The sequence below is a fragment of the Pararhizobium sp. O133 genome (assembly GCF_051669845.1).
Classification (GTDB): domain Bacteria; phylum Pseudomonadota; class Alphaproteobacteria; order Rhizobiales; family Rhizobiaceae; genus Pararhizobium.
The window spans coordinates 1-17,935 of record NZ_CP196426.1; the positions used below are offsets into that span (position 1 = coordinate 1).

17 protein-coding genes are annotated in these 17,935 nt (G+C 61.5%); 7 read left to right on the plus strand and 10 right to left on the minus strand.

Annotated features, from left to right (window positions below; genetic code table 11):
* Positions 1–1,455, plus strand: coding sequence for a chromosomal replication initiator protein DnaA (gene dnaA / locus ACST81_RS00005; RefSeq protein WP_438750721.1), 1,455 nt, complete (start codon positions 1–3; stop codon positions 1,453–1,455).
* A gap of 178 nt (positions 1,456–1,633) precedes the next feature.
* Here dnaA and ACST81_RS00010 read toward each other — a convergent pair whose 3' ends face one another.
* Positions 1,634–3,025 (minus strand): leucyl aminopeptidase family protein, encoded by a 1,392-nt coding sequence (locus tag ACST81_RS00010; protein WP_438750722.1) that lies wholly within the window; start codon positions 3,023–3,025, stop codon positions 1,634–1,636.
* Between the two features lie 142 nt (positions 3,026–3,167).
* Here ACST81_RS00010 and ACST81_RS00015 point away from each other — a divergent pair, with 142 nt between their 5' ends.
* On the plus strand, positions 3,168–3,995 hold the full coding sequence (locus ACST81_RS00015) for a tetratricopeptide repeat protein (RefSeq protein WP_438750724.1): 828 nt from the start codon (positions 3,168–3,170) through the stop codon (positions 3,993–3,995).
* Between the two features lie 405 nt (positions 3,996–4,400).
* Here the strand turns inward: ACST81_RS00015 and ACST81_RS00020 are convergent, their stop codons facing one another.
* From ACST81_RS00020 to ACST81_RS00060, 9 genes are all read right to left on the minus strand, one after another.
* The gene (locus tag ACST81_RS00020; RefSeq protein ID WP_438750725.1) at positions 4,401–5,387 is read right to left on the minus strand and encodes a type II secretion system F family protein; all 987 of its coding nucleotides are present in this window, start codon (positions 5,385–5,387) and stop codon (positions 4,401–4,403) included.
* A 13-nt stretch (positions 5,388–5,400) separates the two neighbouring features.
* Complete coding sequence (locus ACST81_RS00025) at positions 5,401–6,411, minus strand: type II secretion system F family protein (protein ID WP_438753775.1); 1,011 nt, start codon at positions 6,409–6,411, stop codon at positions 5,401–5,403.
* 8 nt (positions 6,412–6,419) lie between these two features.
* Positions 6,420–7,892 (minus strand): CpaF family protein, encoded by a 1,473-nt coding sequence (locus ACST81_RS00030; protein ID WP_438750728.1) that lies wholly within the window; start codon positions 7,890–7,892, stop codon positions 6,420–6,422.
* Positions 7,893–7,923: 31 nt separating this feature from the next.
* A complete protein-coding gene (locus ACST81_RS00035; protein WP_438750729.1) occupies positions 7,924–9,213 on the minus strand; it encodes a CtpF protein in 1,290 nt (429 codons plus the stop codon).
* 30 nt (positions 9,214–9,243) lie between these two features.
* A complete protein-coding gene (locus tag ACST81_RS00040) occupies positions 9,244–9,945 on the minus strand; it encodes a CpaD family pilus assembly protein (protein ID WP_438753777.1) in 702 nt (233 codons plus the stop codon).
* Between the two features lie 59 nt (positions 9,946–10,004).
* Positions 10,005–11,519 carry a type II and III secretion system protein family protein gene (locus ACST81_RS00045; RefSeq protein ID WP_438750731.1) on the minus strand — a complete coding sequence of 505 codons (1,515 nt, stop codon included), beginning with the start codon at positions 11,517–11,519 and terminating at the stop codon, positions 10,005–10,007.
* Between the two features lie 20 nt (positions 11,520–11,539).
* Positions 11,540–12,355, minus strand: coding sequence for a Flp pilus assembly protein CpaB (gene cpaB, locus ACST81_RS00050; RefSeq protein ID WP_438750733.1), 816 nt, complete (start codon positions 12,353–12,355; stop codon positions 11,540–11,542).
* A 177-nt stretch (positions 12,356–12,532) separates the two neighbouring features.
* Positions 12,533–13,045 carry an A24 family peptidase gene (locus ACST81_RS00055; protein WP_438750735.1) on the minus strand — a complete coding sequence of 171 codons (513 nt, stop codon included), beginning with the start codon at positions 13,043–13,045 and terminating at the stop codon, positions 12,533–12,535.
* 151 nt (positions 13,046–13,196) lie between these two features.
* The gene (locus tag ACST81_RS00060; RefSeq protein ID WP_438750737.1) at positions 13,197–13,376 is read right to left on the minus strand and encodes a Flp family type IVb pilin; all 180 of its coding nucleotides are present in this window, start codon (positions 13,374–13,376) and stop codon (positions 13,197–13,199) included.
* A gap of 316 nt (positions 13,377–13,692) precedes the next feature.
* On the opposite strand from ACST81_RS00060, the gene ACST81_RS00065 reads away from it, so the two are divergent.
* The 5 genes from ACST81_RS00065 (at position 13,693) to ACST81_RS00085 (ending at position 17,906) form a co-directional block, all read left to right on the plus strand.
* Positions 13,693–14,118: a pilus assembly protein N-terminal domain-containing protein gene (locus ACST81_RS00065; RefSeq protein WP_438750739.1), complete on the plus strand. Its 426-nt coding sequence runs from the start codon at positions 13,693–13,695 to the stop codon at positions 14,116–14,118.
* Positions 14,119–14,321: 203 nt separating this feature from the next.
* Complete coding sequence (locus ACST81_RS00070; protein ID WP_438753780.1) at positions 14,322–14,939, plus strand: TadE/TadG family type IV pilus assembly protein; 618 nt, start codon at positions 14,322–14,324, stop codon at positions 14,937–14,939.
* Positions 14,940–14,949: 10 nt separating this feature from the next.
* A complete protein-coding gene (locus tag ACST81_RS00075) occupies positions 14,950–15,543 on the plus strand; it encodes a TadE/TadG family type IV pilus assembly protein (RefSeq protein WP_438750741.1) in 594 nt (197 codons plus the stop codon).
* Between the two features lie 177 nt (positions 15,544–15,720).
* On the plus strand, positions 15,721–16,941 hold the full coding sequence (locus tag ACST81_RS00080) for a phosphopentomutase (protein ID WP_438750743.1): 1,221 nt from the start codon (positions 15,721–15,723) through the stop codon (positions 16,939–16,941).
* Positions 16,938–17,906: an adenosine deaminase gene (locus ACST81_RS00085; protein ID WP_438750746.1), complete on the plus strand. Its 969-nt coding sequence runs from the start codon at positions 16,938–16,940 to the stop codon at positions 17,904–17,906. Before ACST81_RS00080 ends, ACST81_RS00085 begins: the two co-directional genes overlap by 4 nt.
* Positions 17,907–17,935: the final 29 nt, after the last annotated feature.

Consider the following 17,935-nt stretch of genomic DNA (forward strand, 5'->3'; position numbering starts at 1 on the left):
ATGAAGCAGAACGCGCTTTTCGAACGGGTCAGTGCGCGTCTGAAAGCCCAAGTCGGTCCCGATGTCTTCGCCAGCTGGTTCGGCCGGCTGAAGCTTCATTCGGTTTCCAAGAGCGTCGTGCGGCTCTCCGTGCCGACGACTTTTCTGAAGTCCTGGATCAACAACCGTTATCTCGACCTGATCACCAGCATCGTCCAGCAGGAAGATCCAGAGGTTTTGAAGGTCGAGATCCTGGTTCGCACCGCCACGCGCAATGCCCGTCCCGGCCTTCAGGACGACGCGCCGCAGATCAGTCATGCCGGCGACACGGCATCGCCCGCCTCGGCGCGCAAGTCGGCGCCGCAGACGCTCGCCCATCATGCCGCCGCGACTGTTGGTCACCTCCAGAAGACACAGCCGGTGGCTGGTCCTCTGTTCGGCTCGCCGCTCGACCAGCGCTACACATTCGAAAGCTTCGTCGAAGGATCATCGAACCGGGTGGCACTTGCTGCTGCCAAGACGATCGCCGAAGCCGGCGCCGGCGCCGTGCGCTTCAATCCGCTGTTCATTCATTCGACCGTCGGTCTCGGCAAGACGCATCTGCTGCAGGCGATCGCCACGGCGGCAATCCAGAGCCCGCGCGCGCCGCGCGTTGTTTATCTGACGGCCGAATATTTCATGTGGCGCTTTGCCACCGCCATTCGCGACAATGACGCGCTGTCGCTGAAGGAAACGCTGCGCAATATCGACCTGCTGGTGATCGACGACATGCAGTTCCTGCAGGGCAAGTCGATCCAGCATGAATTCTGTCATCTTCTCAACATGCTGCTCGATAGCGCCAAGCAGGTCGTCGTAGCCGCCGACCGGGCGCCGTGGGAACTGGAATCGCTCGATCCGCGGGTGCGTTCGCGCCTGCAGGGCGGCGTCGCCATCGAGATGGAAGGCCCAGATTACGAGATGCGCCTCGAAATCCTCAAGCGCCGGCTCGACGTCGCCCGCCAGGACGATCCCTCGCTCGATATTCCCGCCAATATCCTCAGCCATGTCGCCCGCAACATCACCGCCAGCGGCCGCGAACTCGAAGGCGCCTTCAACCAGCTCTTGTTCCGGCTTTCCTTCGAACCGCAACTGTCGATCGAACGCGTCGATGAACTGCTCGGCCATCTGGTCAATGCCGGCGAGCCGCGCCGCGTGCGCATCGAGGACATCCAGCGGGTCGTTGCCAAGCATTACAACGTCTCGCGCCAGGAACTGGTGTCCAACCGCCGCACCCGCGTCATCGTCAAACCGCGCCAGATCGCCATGTATCTGGCCAAGACCCTGACGCCGCGCTCCTTCCCGGAAATCGGCCGCCGGTTCGGCGGACGCGACCACACTACGGTGCTGCATGCCGTGCGCAAGATCGAGGACCTGATCACCGGCGACACCAAGCTCAGCCACGAGATCGAACTTCTGAAGCGGCTGATCAACGAATAATCGGGGCGGGTTTAAGACCCCTCCCCGACCCTCCCCACAGGGGGGAGGGAGTTTACCGAGCAAGATCGCCGTTTCGCGGCTCTATCCCGGCAGGTTCGGCGCCCTCCGTTAGCCCCCTCCCCCTTGTGGGGAGGGTTGGGGAGGGGCTCTTTTTTAGATTCGGGGCGACGCCCCACCCCTACTTCCTGCCCTTTGCGATCAGGTGATAGAGCGCGCGGATCGCCTGCGCCTCTCCCCCCAGCGGCGAGTGCGGGCGCTCGGAGGGCGTCCAGCCGAAAATGTCGAAATGGGCCCAGCTTTTCGCCTTGGTGACGAAGCGCTTCAGGAAAAGTGCTGCCGTGATCGAGCCGGCCATGCCGCCTGACGGCGCGTTGGTGAGGTCGGCGATGCGGGCGATGACGTCCTTTTCATAACCCTTGTAGAGCGGCATGCGCCACATCGGGTCGTCGACCGTCAGGCTCGCTTCGCCGAGATCATGCGCCAGCTCCTCGTCGTCGGTATAGAACGGTGGCAGGTCGGGACCGAGCGCGACGCGGGCAGCACCCGTCAGCGTCGCCATGTCGATCAGGAGATCGGTCTCCTCCTCGTCGGCATAGGCAAGCGCATCGGCGAGGATCAGCCGGCCTTCCGCATCGGTATTGTCGATCTGCACCGTCAGGCCCTTGCGGCTGCGGTAGATGTCGCCCGGGCGGAAGGCATTGGCCGAAATCGAATTCTCGACGACCGGCACCAGCACGCGCAGGTCCACCTTCAGCTTGGCATCCATGATCATCAGCGCGAGGCCCATGACATTGGCCGCGCCACCCATGTCCTTCTTCATCAGCAGCATGGAAGCCGACGGCTTGATGTCGAGGCCGCCGGTATCGAAGCAGACGCCCTTGCCGACCAGCGTCACCTTGCGGTGACCCTTCTTGCCCCAGCGCATTTCGAGCAGGCGCGGCGCCTCGGCGCTGGCGCGCCCGACCGTATGGACAAGCGGAAAATTCTGCTTCAGCAGATCGTCGCCAGTGACGACGGAGACGGTTGCCTTGTAGTGCTCCCCGAGTGCGCGAAAAGCCTGTTCCAGCGCGTTCGGTCCCATGTCGTTGGTCGGCGTATTGATGAGATCGCGGGCGAGGAAGACGCCGGCGATCTGCCGTTTGATATCAGCGGCATCCGCGTCGGCCGGGATCATCAGCGTCGGCGCCTCCTTACCCGCCGCCTTGTAGCGCTCGAAACTGTAGGAGCCGAGGCCATATCCAAGGGCAAGACGATTAGCCGTCAGTGGCGCGGTTTCGACATGCCACTTTCCGGCCGGCAGCGTGCGTGCCAGCTTACCGGTCAGGAACGGCGCGTCCGACGGATTGGCCCCAAGCCCGAACAGCGCCCCACCGAGCTGACCATCCTCGGACGGCACCAGCAGGACGGCGCCGGATTCCGCCTTGAAACCGGCCTTGCGCGCCCAATCCAGCGCGATCGGATCGATGGTGCCGAGCTCGATATGGGCTGGCGTCACCGCAAAGATCGGTAGCGTCTTGCCGCCGCTGGTGTTGAACGGAGACGGACGATCGATGAATTGATACGGGGCCATGGAAATCCTTGGAAAGAAGCGGTGTAGAATCACCCGATTAACGCTCTGTTAGGGTTAACAGATTATTGCTGGAGTGAAGGTTGCGCCGAATCCGCCGGGGAATGCGGGTGGCGCTCGGAACGAATGCTTAGGGGCATTGGCCATGACTGCACGCAGACACTTGTCCGTCTCGACACGGCGGCTCCTCAAGGGCGCTTCACTCGCGATCATCATCCTGGCGATGGCCGGCTGCGCCTCGCAGAAGAAGGAACTGACGACCGGATCGATCCCGCAGCCGCAGTTCTCCAAGCCCGTGCAGTCGATGAACTCCAGCGAACTTGCAGCCGCAGCCGAAAGCATCGGCAAGGCTTACGAACGCAATCCCAAGGATCGCGCCGCGGGCCTGAACTACGCCAACATGCTGCGCATGACCGGCCGCAACGAACAGGCGCTCGCCGTCATGCAGCAGGTTGCGATCAACTTCCCCAATGACCGCGAAGTTCTGGCCGCCTATGGTAAGTCGCAGGCCGCCGCCGGCCAGCTTGAGCAGGCGCTGAACACGATCACGCGGGCGCAGACGCCCGACCGTCCCGACTGGCGCCTGAAATCGGCCGAGGGCGCGATCCTCGACCAGCTCGGCCGTGCCGGCGAAGCCCGTCAACGTTACCGCGACGCTCTCGACATCCAGCCGAACGAGCCGACCGTGCTCTCCAATCTCGGCATGTCCTACCTGCTCAACAAGGACCTGAAGACGGCGGAGACCTATCTGCGCTCGGCCGTGGAACAGCCTGCCGCCAACAGCAGCGTGCGCCAGAACCTGGCGCTTGCCGTCGGCCTGCAGGGACGCTTCCAGGAAGCGGAAAAGATCGCCAGCGCCGAACTCTCGCCCGATCAGGCGGAGGCCAATGTCAAATATCTCCGCTCGATCATGGCGCAGCAGAATGCTTGGCAGAAGCTCTCCAAGGAAGACAAGGACAAGGGAACGAACTGAGTCCTTTGTGGTCAGTGCTTCGCCCCGACGAAATCGAGGCTCGCAGTCGACCGGGCAGCTACCGTCGATTTGGATAACACAGGAAGAAACCCGGATAGTACGGGCATCAACCTGAAGCAGGCCAGCGAGCCTGCCGTCCGCATGCGTCCCCTGGCTTTGAAGACATAAGACCAGCCCCGCCCCCGTCGAGCGGCGCCTGCAGTAGCATGTCTTGCCCCCTGTGTCAGCGGCTCTGCACATCAACCCAATTCGAGGCCGCCGCGCTCGCTCCCAAAGATAGAGCGAACCGGAAATGGAGGAAGGGATGATCCTTCAGTTCATAAGGCCCGAGACGGGCGCCTTATGCCGCTCAACAACGATGGACAAGCCCAGCCGGTGACCCGTCGGGCGCCGCGGGCAATCACATCAAAATTTGTCCGATACCTGGATGCCGGCCGGGCCGAGAATGACGGCGATCAGCACCGGCAGGAAGAACAGGATCATCGGCACGGTCAATTTCGGCGGCAGGGCGGCCGCTTTCTTTTCCGCCTCGTTCATGCGCTGGTCGCGGCTTTCCTGGGCGAGAACGCGCAGCGCCTGCGCGATCGGCGTCCCGTAACGGTCCGCCTGGATCAGCGCCTGCATCACCGACTTCACCTCATCCAGTCCAGTTCTCGTGCCGAGATTTTCAAGCGCGACGCGGCGGTCGGGCAGGAAGGAGAGTTCCGCCACCGTCAATACCAGTTCCTCGGCGAGTGCGGGCGATTGCGCGGCGATTTCATCGGCCACGCGCCGCAATGCGAGTTCCATCGAGATGCCCGATTCCACGCAGATCAGCAGCAGGTCGAGCGAATCCGGCCAGGCCCGGCGGATCGAAAATTGACGCTTGGAGACGGCGTTGGATATGAAGATGTTCGGCGCGTAGAAACCGGCATAGCCGATCCCGATCACTGCCAGGATCCGCATCGGCAGCGGCTTTTCGCCGAGATAGCCGAGGAAGAAGATATAGAAGGCGCCAACGGCAAGGAACAGGAACGGCAGGCAGAAACGTGCGATGAGGAACATGTTGAGCGCGTTCTGCGAGCGGTAACCCGCCGATTTCAGCCGGTTGACGGTGTTGTCGTCGACCAGGGCCTTGCGCAGGTTGAGGCGTTCGACGATCTGGCGGACCGACGTATTGTTCTGCGCGCGCAGCGACGCCTTGCTGGCGGAAGCCTCGGCATTGAGACGCGCCCTTTCGCGCGCGCGGATCTGCTCGCGCTCGGTGGCGACCGACTTCATGCGCTTGTCGAGGTTGCCGCGTTCGAAGAAGGGGACGGCGAGCGAATAGAATGTCGCCAGAACCGCCACGGCGACCAGAAAGGCCACGATGACGTTCGGATCGGTCAGGGTATTGATCATGCCCTCGCTCATGCAGGACCCTCTCCTAGATATCGAAATTGATCATGTTGCGCATCACCCAGATGCCGATGCTCATCCACACGGCAGAGCAGCCCATGATGAGATGGCCGCGCGGGTCGGTGAACAGGATCATCATGTATTCCGGCGAGGTCATATAGACCATGAAAGCGACGATGAAGGGCAAGGCGCCGATGATGCAGGCCGATGCCTTGGCTTCCATCGACAACGCCTGCACCTTGGCTTTCATCTTCTTGCGTTCGCGCAGAACCTTGCCGAGATTGCCGAGCGCTTCCGACAGGTTGCCGCCGGCCTGCGCCTGAATGGCGATGACGATGGCGAAGAAATTCACTTCCGGCAACGGAATGCTGTTGATCATGCGGGCACAGGCTTCGGGAATGCCGAGACCGACCTGCTGCGCCTCGATGATCCGCTTGAATTCCGTCTTGACCGGCTCCTGACCGTCATTGGCGATCAGCCGGATGGCATCGTTGAGCGGCAGACCGGACTTGATGGAGCGCACCATGACGTCGAGCGCGTTCGGAAATTCAGTGAGGAAAGCCTTGCAGCGCCGCTTGACCATGAAACCGACGAACCAGCGCGGGAAACCGGCGATGCCGATCAGAACGATGCCCGCGACGATGGGCAGCATGGCGCCGGCGATCAGCGCCATCAGGCCGGCGACAAGACCAAAGATCACGCTGAAGATATAGAATTGCGCGATGGAGATTTTCAACCCGGCCTGCATCAGCCGGATTTTCATCGTCGGCTTTGCCTTGGCGGTCTTTTCCTGCTGCTTCTTCTCAAGATCCTTCAGCGAGTCGGCCACGGATTTGCGCCGCTTCGACATTTCGTTCATGCGGTCGCGCGCCGCCTTGACCTGGACGCGGTCGGTTTCCGCCGACTTGACCTTTCGAACCCGGCTCTCTGCCTTCTTTTCGGTCTCGATGCGGGTAAACAGAATGCCATAGGCAAGGCCGGCCGTGGCGAGAGCGACAAGGCCGGCAATGGCCAGAATGGTGATATCGATCCCGAACAACAAGGTGATCAGTCCTTTTCCATCGCGTCGAGGGTCGCGGCCAGCCGCTTGTCTTCGTTGAAATAACGGGCGCGGTCCCAGAAATGCGGACGGCCGATACCGGTCGACTTGTGGCGGCCGATGATCCGGCCGTTCGCGTCTTCGCCCTCGATCTCGTAACGCATAAGATCCTGGGTGATGATCACATCGCCTTCCATGCCGATCACCTCGGTGATGTGGGTGATGCGGCGTGAACCGTCGCGAAGGCGCGAAGCCTGGACGATGATGTCGATCGAGCCCGCAATGATTTCGCGCACGGTCTTGGCCGGCAACGTGAAACCGCCCATGGCGATCATCGATTCCATACGCGACAGGCATTCGCGCGGGGTATTGGCGTGGATCGTGCCCATCGAGCCGTCGTGACCGGTGTTCATCGCCTGCAACAGGTCGAAGACTTCCGGACCGCGCACTTCGCCGACGATGATGCGTTCGGGCCGCATACGCAGGCAGTTCTTGATGAGATCGCGCATGGTGATCTCTCCTTCGCCCTCGATGTTCGGCGGACGGGTTTCGAGACGTACCACATGCGGCTGCTGAAGCTGCAGTTCGGCCGTATCCTCGCAGGTGATGACACGTTCCTGTTCATCGATATAGCCGGTGAGGCAGTTCAAAAGCGTCGTCTTGCCGGAGCCTGTACCGCCGGAGATGACAAGATTGCAGCGGACGCGGCCGATGATCTGCAAAAGCACCGCACCTTCCGGCGTGATCGAGCCGAACTTGACCAACTGGTCGAGCTTCAGCTTGTCCTTCTTGAACTTACGAATGGTGAGCGCGGTGCCGTCGATGGCGAGCGGCGGCGCGATGACGTTGACACGCGAACCGTCTGGAAGACGGGCGTCGCAGATCGGTGAACTTTCATCGACGCGACGGCCGACTTGGCTGACGATGCGCTGGCAGATCGACAGGAGTTGGGCATTGTCGCGGAAACGAACCTCCGACTCGATGGTCTTGCCGCCCACTTCGATGAAGGTCTGTCCGGCACCGTTGACCATGATATCGGCGATGTCGTCGCGCGCCAGAAGCGGTTCGAGCGGACCATAGCCGAGAACATCGTTGCAGATGTCCTCGAGCAGCTCTTCCTGCTCGGAGATCGACATCGCGAAATTCTTGATGGTGATGATATCGTTGACGATATCGCGGATTTCCTCGCGCGCGCTCTCCGTATCCAGCTTGGCGAGCTGCGACAGGTCGATCGTATCGATCAGCGCCGAGAAGACCTGGCTTTTCGTATCGTAATAATCCTCGGTACGGGCCGCCTTCTTGCGGACCGGCGGTGGCGACGGCTGGGCGCGGGTGACCGGCGTCGCTTCACGCACGGGTTCGGCAAGCACGGGCGTGGCCGGCCGCTCGGCAACGGCCACGCTGGCAGGCACGGGCTGCTGCACGGGAGGGCTGATGGAGCCGCTCTTTCCGAAGCCTTCGTTTCCTTTTTTACCAAACATGCGCTCAATCCGGTCTTTGCTTCGATATCAGTTACTTGCGTCCGAGCATTCCGAGAACTTTGCCAAGGCCGCCCTTCTTGGCCTTCTTGGCCGTCGCGCGGCCCGTGACCAGGTGGGCGAGCTGCGACAGGATTTCGGCCGTCGGCGCCTTCTTGTCGATTTCGGCAATCATCCGGCCGCTATTGGCCGCGTTTCCGAAAAGGACGGTGTCGAACGGAATGATCGCGACAGGCTCGATTTCCAGGGAATCGCAGAAGTCACCCGGAGAAATTTCAGGACGCTTGGGCATGCCGACCTGGTTCAGGACGAGATGCGGGGTCTTGTCGTTCGGACGAATTTTCCTTAGCGAATCCAGCAGGTTTTTGGCGTTGCGGAGATTGGCGAGATCCGGCACGGCGGTGATCACCACCTCGTCCGCATCAGCAAGGACCGAGCGCGTCCAGTCGTTCCAGAGATGCGGCACGTCGAGCACGGAAACCGGTGCGTTGCGCTGCAGGATTTCCATCAGCGGCTGGAAGGCCGTGGCGTCGAAATCGTAGGGACGGTCGAGCATGGACGGTGCGGCAAGCAGCGACAGACGCTCCGAGCACTTGGTCAGAAGACGATCGAGAAAGACCTCATCAAGCCGCTCCGGCGAGAACACGGCTTCGGAAATGCCCTGCGGCGGATCCTGGTCGAAATTGATGTTGGCCGTTCCGTAAGGCAAATCGAGGTCGGCGAGCACGACTTCGGTCGAGAACAGGTTGGAAATGCCCCAGGCGCAGTTGTGGGCGAGCGTCGAGGAGCCGACGCCGCCCTTGGCACCGATGAAGGCGATGCTGCGACCAAGCGGCTCGGCTTCCGGATCGACGAAGATCGAGGCGATGGCGGAAAGAATGTCCGGCATTGCGACCGGCGCGACGATATATTCGGAGATGCCGTTGCGGATGAGATCACGGTAAAGCGGGATATCGTTGTAGCGGCCGATGATCACAACCTTGGTCGAGGGATCGCAGACGGCAGCCAGCGGCGCCAGCTCTTCCATGAGAAGATGCGGCTCGGTCGACGTTTCCAGGATGATCAGGTTGGGCGTCGGCGCGGTCGCGAACATGTTGGCGGCAGCGGCGATCGTGCCGCTGTTGACGCGCAGGCTGACCTTGCTCATCCGCCGGTCCTGGCCGCAGCGCTCCATCACCCGCTGCAAGCCTTCCGTTTCGCAGAACGCGTGCACCGATATCCGCGGCAGCGGCCGCAGATGATCGATGTCGCTCGGCCGAACGGTATCATGGATGCCGTCGGCGTCCCTTGCTCCGGTCTCGATCTTGTAGTCAATCGCGCTCATGGTGCTATCCCGTCAAACCGTCCGGATTCGTCAATTGTTGATGTTGATGGTGGTTTCCGTCCCAGTCGGGATCCCGCGATAATCGCTGATGACCTGACCGCGCTGGACAGCATCGATCGGCGACATTTCGCGCGGGCCGATGAGATCCATCGGGCTGGCGATCTGGGCCGCGAGATTGGCCTGGCTGGCGCAGCCGAAGTTCTCGTAGTTTTTGTTCTGGACCGTATTCACGACGAGATCCGATGGCCAATTGCCGCAGGGTGCCGTCTGGGCGGTAATGGCGCTGTAGGTCAGCCGGATCGGGGCTGCATCACCGTTCGGATCGGCCTGGTAGCTGACCTCGATCAGACGTGTCGCGGGAATGCCGGCACCGACCAGGGCACCTCGAATATCCTTGCGGACGGCCTGGGCCGCCTGGGCGTTGACCGAGCCCTGCGGCAGCATGATCTGCACCGCGCCGGACGCATCGTTCTTGTAGCTCGATGCGAAGCCGCGAATGACGTCGCGGGCCCCCTTGGTCAGATGCCGATCGCCGGACGCGACCGGCACGTCGATCGACCGCTCCGCCTCGGCGATGACGATCGGATGACGGGTGCGGTAATCGTCCGGAAGAGCACCGGTGGTGTTGGGGTCACGGGCGCAGCTGGCAAGCGTCGTGCCGGCGACGAGGACGGCACCGATGGCCAGCATGCGTGCGAGACGAACCGGACCGTTGAAGGTGTTTGGCCGCATGATCGAGTGCCTTTCCGGATTGCGGTTCAGGATGAGCTGATGTGTCATGTCCGTTCCGCCTATTTGTAGATGAAGCCGACACTGCCATGGTACTGCCCGACGGGGGCGGCCTGGCGGTTGCCGTAGATGCGATTGACTTCGCCGAGAAATGCGCTGGACAGATCGTCGGTCGGATTGAAATTGTCATCCGGGCGGGAGAGCTCGCTGCGTGCCACCGGCTTGACGAGGTACGGCGTCGCGATGATGACGAGTTCCGTTTCGTTGCGGATGAAATCCTTGGAGCGGAAGAGCGTGCCGAGAACCGGAATCTTCGATGCGCCGGGAAGGCCCGACAGCGCCTGGCGAATATTGTCCTGCACAAGACCGCCGATCACGATGGAACCGCCCGAGGGAAGTTCGACGCTGGTGGACGCCTTGCGCCGACGGATCGACATATAGGTCTGGCCGGGTGCATCGATCGCATTGGCGTTGACAACCGAGCCTTCGAATGTCGGCTCGGAAACCTCGGTTGAAATTTCGAGCGCGATGCGGCCCGGACCGAGCACAACCGGGGTGAAATCCAGTCCGATCCCATATTCGACCGTCTCGACCGTGCGCTGCAAGCCCTCGTCGTTGACCTCCTGCTCCGTCGGCAGCCGATACTCGCCGCCGACGGAGAAGCTTGCCTTCTTGCCGGAGATTGCCGTCAGGCTGGGCTCGGCGAGCGTGCGCATGACGCCCGCCTGCTCCATGGCGTTGAAATAGCTGGCGAACATGCCCGAGCCGCTGCCGAGGGATGCCGTTATCTTCGAGGAGAAGGCATTGACGGCATTGCCGAGGTTGCTCGGATTTCTGAAGGAGATGCCCTCGCCGCTGGTGCTGCCGATGAAGCCGCTGAAGCCGAGTTGCTTGAGGACCTGACGTGACACTTCCGCGACGGTCACCTTGAGCATGACCTGGTCTTCGCCGTCGATCTTCAGCAGGTTGACGATCTGCGACTGCTGGCGGTCTTCCGCGAAGATATCCGCGTCGCCATTGTTGCCCTGCGCCGTGATGTTACGGGTCGTCGCTTCACCGCCCTGGAGGAAGGCCCTGGCGAGATCCACAACACGAGTCGAGTCGAGCGGTGTGCGTACCGTGCCGGTGAGCACGATGTTGTCAGAAACGATTTCAACATTGATGTCCGAATCGGGCAGGAAGCGCCGCAGGTTGGCTTCGAGGCCGGAAATATCGCGCTCGATTTCCAGATCCAGGCTGACGATTTCCTCGCCGTTCGGACCGAAGACGAAGATATTGGTCTGGCCGACCGACTTGCCGAACAAATAGATGCGCCGCGAGGTGCGGGTCACCGCGTCGGCGAGGGTCGGGTCGGCGACAAGGATGTCGTGGGCATCGGTCGGCAAATCGACCACGATAGCCTTGTTCAGCCCCAGCTTGACCGTCTTCTTGACGCCGGGCCCGCTATCGACGATGCGCACCACCGATGTGGAGGCCGCATCCGCGGTGGATGTCAGCGCGGGCATGCCGGAGAAGGCGAGGCAAAAGGCCAGGCTGCCTGCGACAGAGCTACGAAATTTCTTGCCGATCCGGTTCACGTTCCGCTCCCGCTCAAACTTTATTGCGCTTCCATCGTGGAAGAGCCTTCTTCGCTCTTCACGATGGAACCCGACTTGATGATCTGGATTGCCGGACGGCCATCGCCGCTCAGCAGGTAATCCGCCGAAGCGGTATCCGGCTCCTGTGCATCCGCGACGCTGCGCAGGGCGAGAGACAGGCGTTCGGCCATCTGCTGGGCGACCGTCATGACCTTCGTCTGGTCCGGGGTCAGCTCCAGCGTCGCGGTCGTTCCGACCACCGACTTGCTGCCGTCTTCCTTCTCCTCGATCTGCTGGTCGATCGCGAGAACGCGGACGTTGCTGAGAACCGTTTCGGTGAGGAAAGACCCTTCGGGCGTCTTGCGCACCATGATCACATCGACGCGGTCGTTCGGCAGGATGAAGCCGCCTGCTCCGGTCGCAACGGTGATTTCGGTGGCGACGGCGCGTTTGCCGGCCGGCAGCAGCGCGGACATGATCCGGCTCGACGAATCGGCGATCTTTTCAGCCCGGACCGGTTCGCCGTTGAAGATCGGCAGGCGGACGACAACGCCCTGGAGATCGGTAACCGCGTTGGGGCGAAGCTCCTCGGTGATGAGCCCCTCGACCACGCCATCTTTCGGCCAGGACATCCAGCGGATCGCATCGGGGTCGAGGCGGGATCCGACCGGCAGGCTCTTGCTGGCGACCAGGACATTCACGGTCGGCTCGCGCTCGATAACCGGTTCGGCCGAACTGATCGGCGTGCTGCCACCGGTCAGCTTGAGTGCCAGAAATCCGGCCAATCCTGCCGAGACGACGGCGACTGCCAAAATAATAACGCGCACCGGTTTCATGATCTTTCCCTGCAGTCCGAGACTATGCCTGGAGCAGAATGATCAGCAATTGGTGTAATTATAGTTAACGGACCGCTTACATTCGTGGTTAACAAATGATTTGCGCCGCAAAGGCACATAAAAAATGCGGCATGTGTGCCGCATCCGGGATGTCTGGTTCAGCTTGGGACGCGAAAATTAATGCAGCTGGGCCAATGCCGCCTGCATCAGCGGCGAAGAGGGATAGGCAATGAAGCCGCCCAGGCCGATGGCGATTCCGTAGGGAATCTTCTTGGCGGTGAACAGAAGCGGCGGCACCGGGATGCCGGAAGCGAGGATCGCGTTCTCCTGCTTGCGCATGAGGAGGATCACCAGCGTCAGCAGGCCGCCGAAGATCGAGACATAGAGCAGGAACTCGAACAGCGAATTGTTGAAGCCGAACCAGACGGCGCCGGCCGTCAACAGCTTGGCGTCACCGCCCCCCATGACATTGAGCGCAAAGAGCGTGAAGCATCCGGTAAAGACGATCAGGCCGGCGACCACATGCATACCGATCATCGGCAGGGCGAGGCCCGCGAGCGGCGCGACGAGGAAGAAGGAACCGAGCAGGATGGCGGAGACCCGATTCGGAATGGTCATGGTGAAGAGGTCGGAGAAAGCCGCAACCGCAAGGCAAAGCGGAAAAATCACAAAAATCGCGGCTTGGGTCACGTTTCGACACTCTCCAACAGGTGGCAGCACAACTCTAGGTCATGTCATACAGCAAAGCGTTTAAAGATTTGAAAATCCGGCGGTCAAACCTACGTCGAAACGTGAAAAAGCCGCCCAAGAAGGCGGCTTTGACGTCGTGTATATGTCGGCCTCAGGGAGCCTTACCGGTGTCCATCGTCGTCGAAAGATCGGTGAACTTCTGATCCAGGCTGCTACCCAGCGCCGTTGCGCCGGTGATCAGGGCGACGGAGATGAGCGCGGCGATGAGGCCATATTCGATCGCGGTTGCACCAGATTCGTCCTTCATGAAACGTGCGAAAATCTTGGTCATGTCAATTCTCCTACTTCACTTGTTGTTCAGCACTTCCGCCAACTGTTTCCGTTGATCGGATGAGGCAAACCTACACAGGGTGAATTGCAATTGGCTTAAGGAAAACAGTTACCGAGATGTTAACGACCAACGCCGTATTTCTTGGTAAAAAGAGGGGTAACCGAAAGTATAAAAATCTAACAATTGGCCGCGAACGACAATAAAGGGACGCCGACCGCCCTCCATACACACAGGAAACCCCGACATAGCGCCGGATTTAACGCTTCATTCACCAAAACCGCGCATGGTGGATCATCTGCATCATCAGGACACGGCCATGAATTTGCTCAATACAGCCATCGGCGCACGGTTGCTGGCGCCCGCCTTCGCAAGCCTGGCGCTGGCCGCCGCAGTGCTTGCCTCCCCGGCCAGTGCTGCCGAGGACATGTTGCGCGTCTACATGGACCACGCGCGCGTCTTGAAACTCGATCGCCCGGTGAGCAAGGTCATCATCGGCAATTCGGATGTGGCCGATGCGACGGTCGCCGACGCCAGGACAATCGTCCTGACAGGCCGGGCCTTCGGCACGACCAATCTCGTCGTTCTCGACAGCGCCGGCAATGCGATCGTCGATGAACGCATCCTGGTCTCGATCGATGAAGGCAACACCTTGCGCGTCTATCGCCAGACATCGCGCTCCGTCCTGTCCTGCACGCCAAACTGTGAAATTCACGCCGAGCAGAAGGCAGCGGCTGCGAACTAGGAACACCTCATTCCTGGAGGCGCGCCCCGCATGACGGGGTCAAGGACGCTTGCAAGCCGGAACATCGTTAACATCCGGTAAGTCATTCGTCTCAAAATGCCCCGGTTCTTGCATACGAAATATCAACGGTCATTTCCTAATGTACGTCATCGTGTTGCGGCTTGGCGGAATGACAAATGTTGAACGACCAGAACAAATATCCGATGCCCGGCCTGGCCGGCGATGATCGACCCAAGCGTGGTCGTGGCCTGTTGCGACGGTTCTTCAAGGAGAAGTCCGGCACGTCGTCGATCGAATTCGCCCTTCTGGCGCTGCCGTTCCTGATCGTCGTCTTCGCATCGCTCGAAACGTTCACGGCCTTCACCGCCGAACAGCTGCTCGCCAACGCGACGGAAACGATGGCGCGCAAGATCCGCACCGGCGAGATCACCGTCACCGACAAGACTTCACCGGCCTACATGTCTGAAGAGGATTTTCGCAAAGCCTTCTGCGGCGAAATTTCGATCATCATGACCTGCTCGGCCACCGAGGCCAAGACGCCCTCCAGACTGTTCATCGACGTCCGCAGCTTTGCCGATTTCTCGAAAATTCCCGCCGCGATCCCGCGAAAGGGCGGCAGCAATGGCGATCTGGACACCAGCAGCTTCAAGTTCGCACCGGGCGGCCCAACGACGATCAACATCGTGCGCGCCTACTATCGGTGGGAAGTGATCACCGATCTTGTCCGCCCCTATGTGACCAACCTGCGCCCCGCCGGAAGCAGCATGCCGAAAGACTATCTGATGGTATCGACGTCTGCCTTCCGCAACGAGAACTTCTAAGGAGCACGCGATGAAAAACGCCATCCGCTATCACATGGCCGTGCTGTCCGACAAAGCCGAGACCTTCCGCGCATTCTGGCGCGACAGGAAAGGCACCGGAGCCATCGAGTTCGCAATCATCGCGCCGCTGCTCATCATGGCCTATATCGGCTCCTTCGAAATTTCGATCGGCTTCAGCATCTCGCGCAAGGTCGCCCGTGCCGCCAGCACCGTCGCCGACGTGCTGACGCAGCAGACGGACGTGTCCAAGGCGACGCTCGACAGCATGAAGGACGTCGCCAAGAGCGTCATGTCGCCTTACGGGATGGGCAATTACACGCTGAAGATGACCGGCATCACGGTCACGGCCACCGGCACCGGCACCGTCGCCTGGTCGCGCGATCAGGACGGAGGCACGCCCTATAAGGCAGGTGCGACCGTGACGCTGCCGAAGGACATCTCGGCCGTGAACGCCTTCATCGTCCGCTCGGAACTCGTCGTCCCGCACGAACTCCTGCTGTTCGCACCGGGCCTGGCCGACAATACGCTGAAGACCATCAACCTTTCCAAGACCTATTATTTCCGCCAGCGCGTCGGCGACAAGATCACCTGCAGCGACTGCTGATCCGCAGTCCCGTCAGGCAGGCGCCCGGGGCGATTTGCAATCCGCCCGGCCCCGGAGTATTTCTTCGCCCTTTCAATCCCGCTGCCTGACAGACATTCGGGGGCGAACACAACTGTTCTGCCGCAAGCCGACGTCCCAGAGGGGGAGGCCGGCCTTGAAGCAGCCTTCGGGTGATCCATGGCGCGTGCCTTTCTTTTCGTTCTTGATTCCTTCGGCATCGGCGGAGCTCCGGATGCGGACGATTTCGGCGATCTCGGCGCCGACACACTCGGCCATATCGCCGAATTCTGCGCGGCGGGCGCCGGCGATCGCAAGGGCCTGCGCGAAGGACCGCTGATGCTGCCGAACATGTCGGCGCTCGGCCTGTTGCACGCGGCCAAACTCGCCAACGGGCGCACGCCGGCCGGCATGCCGCTGCCCGAACGCGTCTTCGGCCTCTATGGCGCGGCAAGCGAAGTCTCGCGCGGCAAGGATACACCGTCTGGCCATTGGGAGATCGCCGGAACGCCGGTCCAATTCGACTGGGGCTATTTCTCCGCCGAGGACGATGCGTTTCCCCCCGAACTCGTCGAGGCCATCTGCCGTGAAGGCGACGTTCCGGGCATTCTCGGCAATTGCCATGCGTCCGGTACCGACATCATCGCCCGCCACGGCGAGGAGCACATGCGGACCGGCAAGCCGATCTGCTACACCTCGTCCGATTCCGTCTTCCAAATTGCCGCGCACGAGCATTCCTTCGGCCTCGAACGGCTGCTCGCCTTCTGCCAGACGGTGCGCCGGCTGCTTGACGACTACAATATCGGCCGTGTCATCGCCCGACCCTTCGTCGGTACAACGGCAAAGGATTTCGCCCGTACCGGCAACCGCCGCGACTATTCGGTGCTGCCGCCCGAACCGACTCTGCTCGACCGGCTGACCGAGGCCGGGCGCACCGTTCATGCCGTCGGCAAGATCGCCGATATCTTCGCCCATCAGGGCATCGGCCGCGTGATCAAGGCGAACGGCAACATGGACCTGTTCGACGCGACGCTGAAGGCTGTGGACGAAGCCGAGGACGGTGATCTCGTCTTCACCAATTTCGTCGATTTCGACATGCTGTACGGCCACCGCCGCGATGTTGCGGGTTATGCCGCCGCTCTCGAGGCGTTCGACCAGCGCCTGCCTGACCTCGACCGCAAGCTTAAGCCCGGCGACATCGTCATCCTCACCGCCGACCATGGCTGCGACCCGACATGGCGCGGCACCGACCATACGCGCGAACGCGTGCCGATCCTCGCTTTCGGACCGGGTGTGCGCACCCGCTCGATCGGTGTCCTGCCGGGCTTTGCCGGGATCGGCGAAAGCGTTGCCAAACATCTGGGCCTTCCGCCGGGCCTGCATGGGAGAAGTTTTCTGTGACCGCACATCTGAAGAAGGCCGAGTTGCACTGCCATATCGAAGGCGCGGCCCCGCCGGCCCTCGCGCTTGAAATGGCCCGCAAATACAATGTCGATGTCAGCGGCATCATCCAGGACGGCGCCTATGTCTGGGCCGATTTCAGCCAATTCCTGAAATGCTATGATGCCGTCGCCGAACTTTTCCGCACCGAGGAAGACTATGCGCTGCTGGCTGAGACCTATCTGACGGAACTTGCGGAAGCCGGCACCATATACAGCGAGATCATCGTTTCGCCCGACCACGGCAACACGATCGGCATCGGCAGCGACGCCTATATTCGCGGGCTGGCGGCCGGGATCGAGGCGGCGAAGGCGAAGACCGGCATCGAAGGCCGGATGATCATTACCATCATCCGCCATATGGGACCGGAAGCGGCCGTTCGCACCGCGCTCTATGCCGCCAAGCGCGGGCATCCGCTGGTGACCGGCTTCAACCTGGCCGGCGAGGAACGCATGCACCGGGTCGCCGACTTCACCCGCGCTTTCGACATTGCCCGCGATTGCGGGCTCGGCACCACCATCCATGCTGGCGAGATGGCCGGCGCCTTCAGCGTGCGCGATGCGCTCGATCATGTCCGCCCCTCGCGCGTCAGCCACGGCGTCCGCGCCATCGAGGATGCCGATCTCGTCAGCCGCATCGCAGCCGAGGGCGTGGTTTTGGAAACCTGCCCGGGCTCCAACGTCTCTTTGCAGGTCTTTCCGGATTTCGCCTCGCATCCGCTGCGCGCCCTTTATGAGGCAGGTTGCCGCGTGACGCTCAATTCCGACGATCCACCGTTCTTCCACACATCTTTGAAACAGGAATACGAGATCGCCTCGCAGGTAACGGGCTTCTCGGATGCGGAGATCAACGGCATGACGCGCACGGCGATCGAGGCTGCCTTCGTCGACGAACCGACACGCCAGCGGCTGCTTTCAGCGCTTTGACAGCCGGTGGGCTGTTGATGACGGGGCAA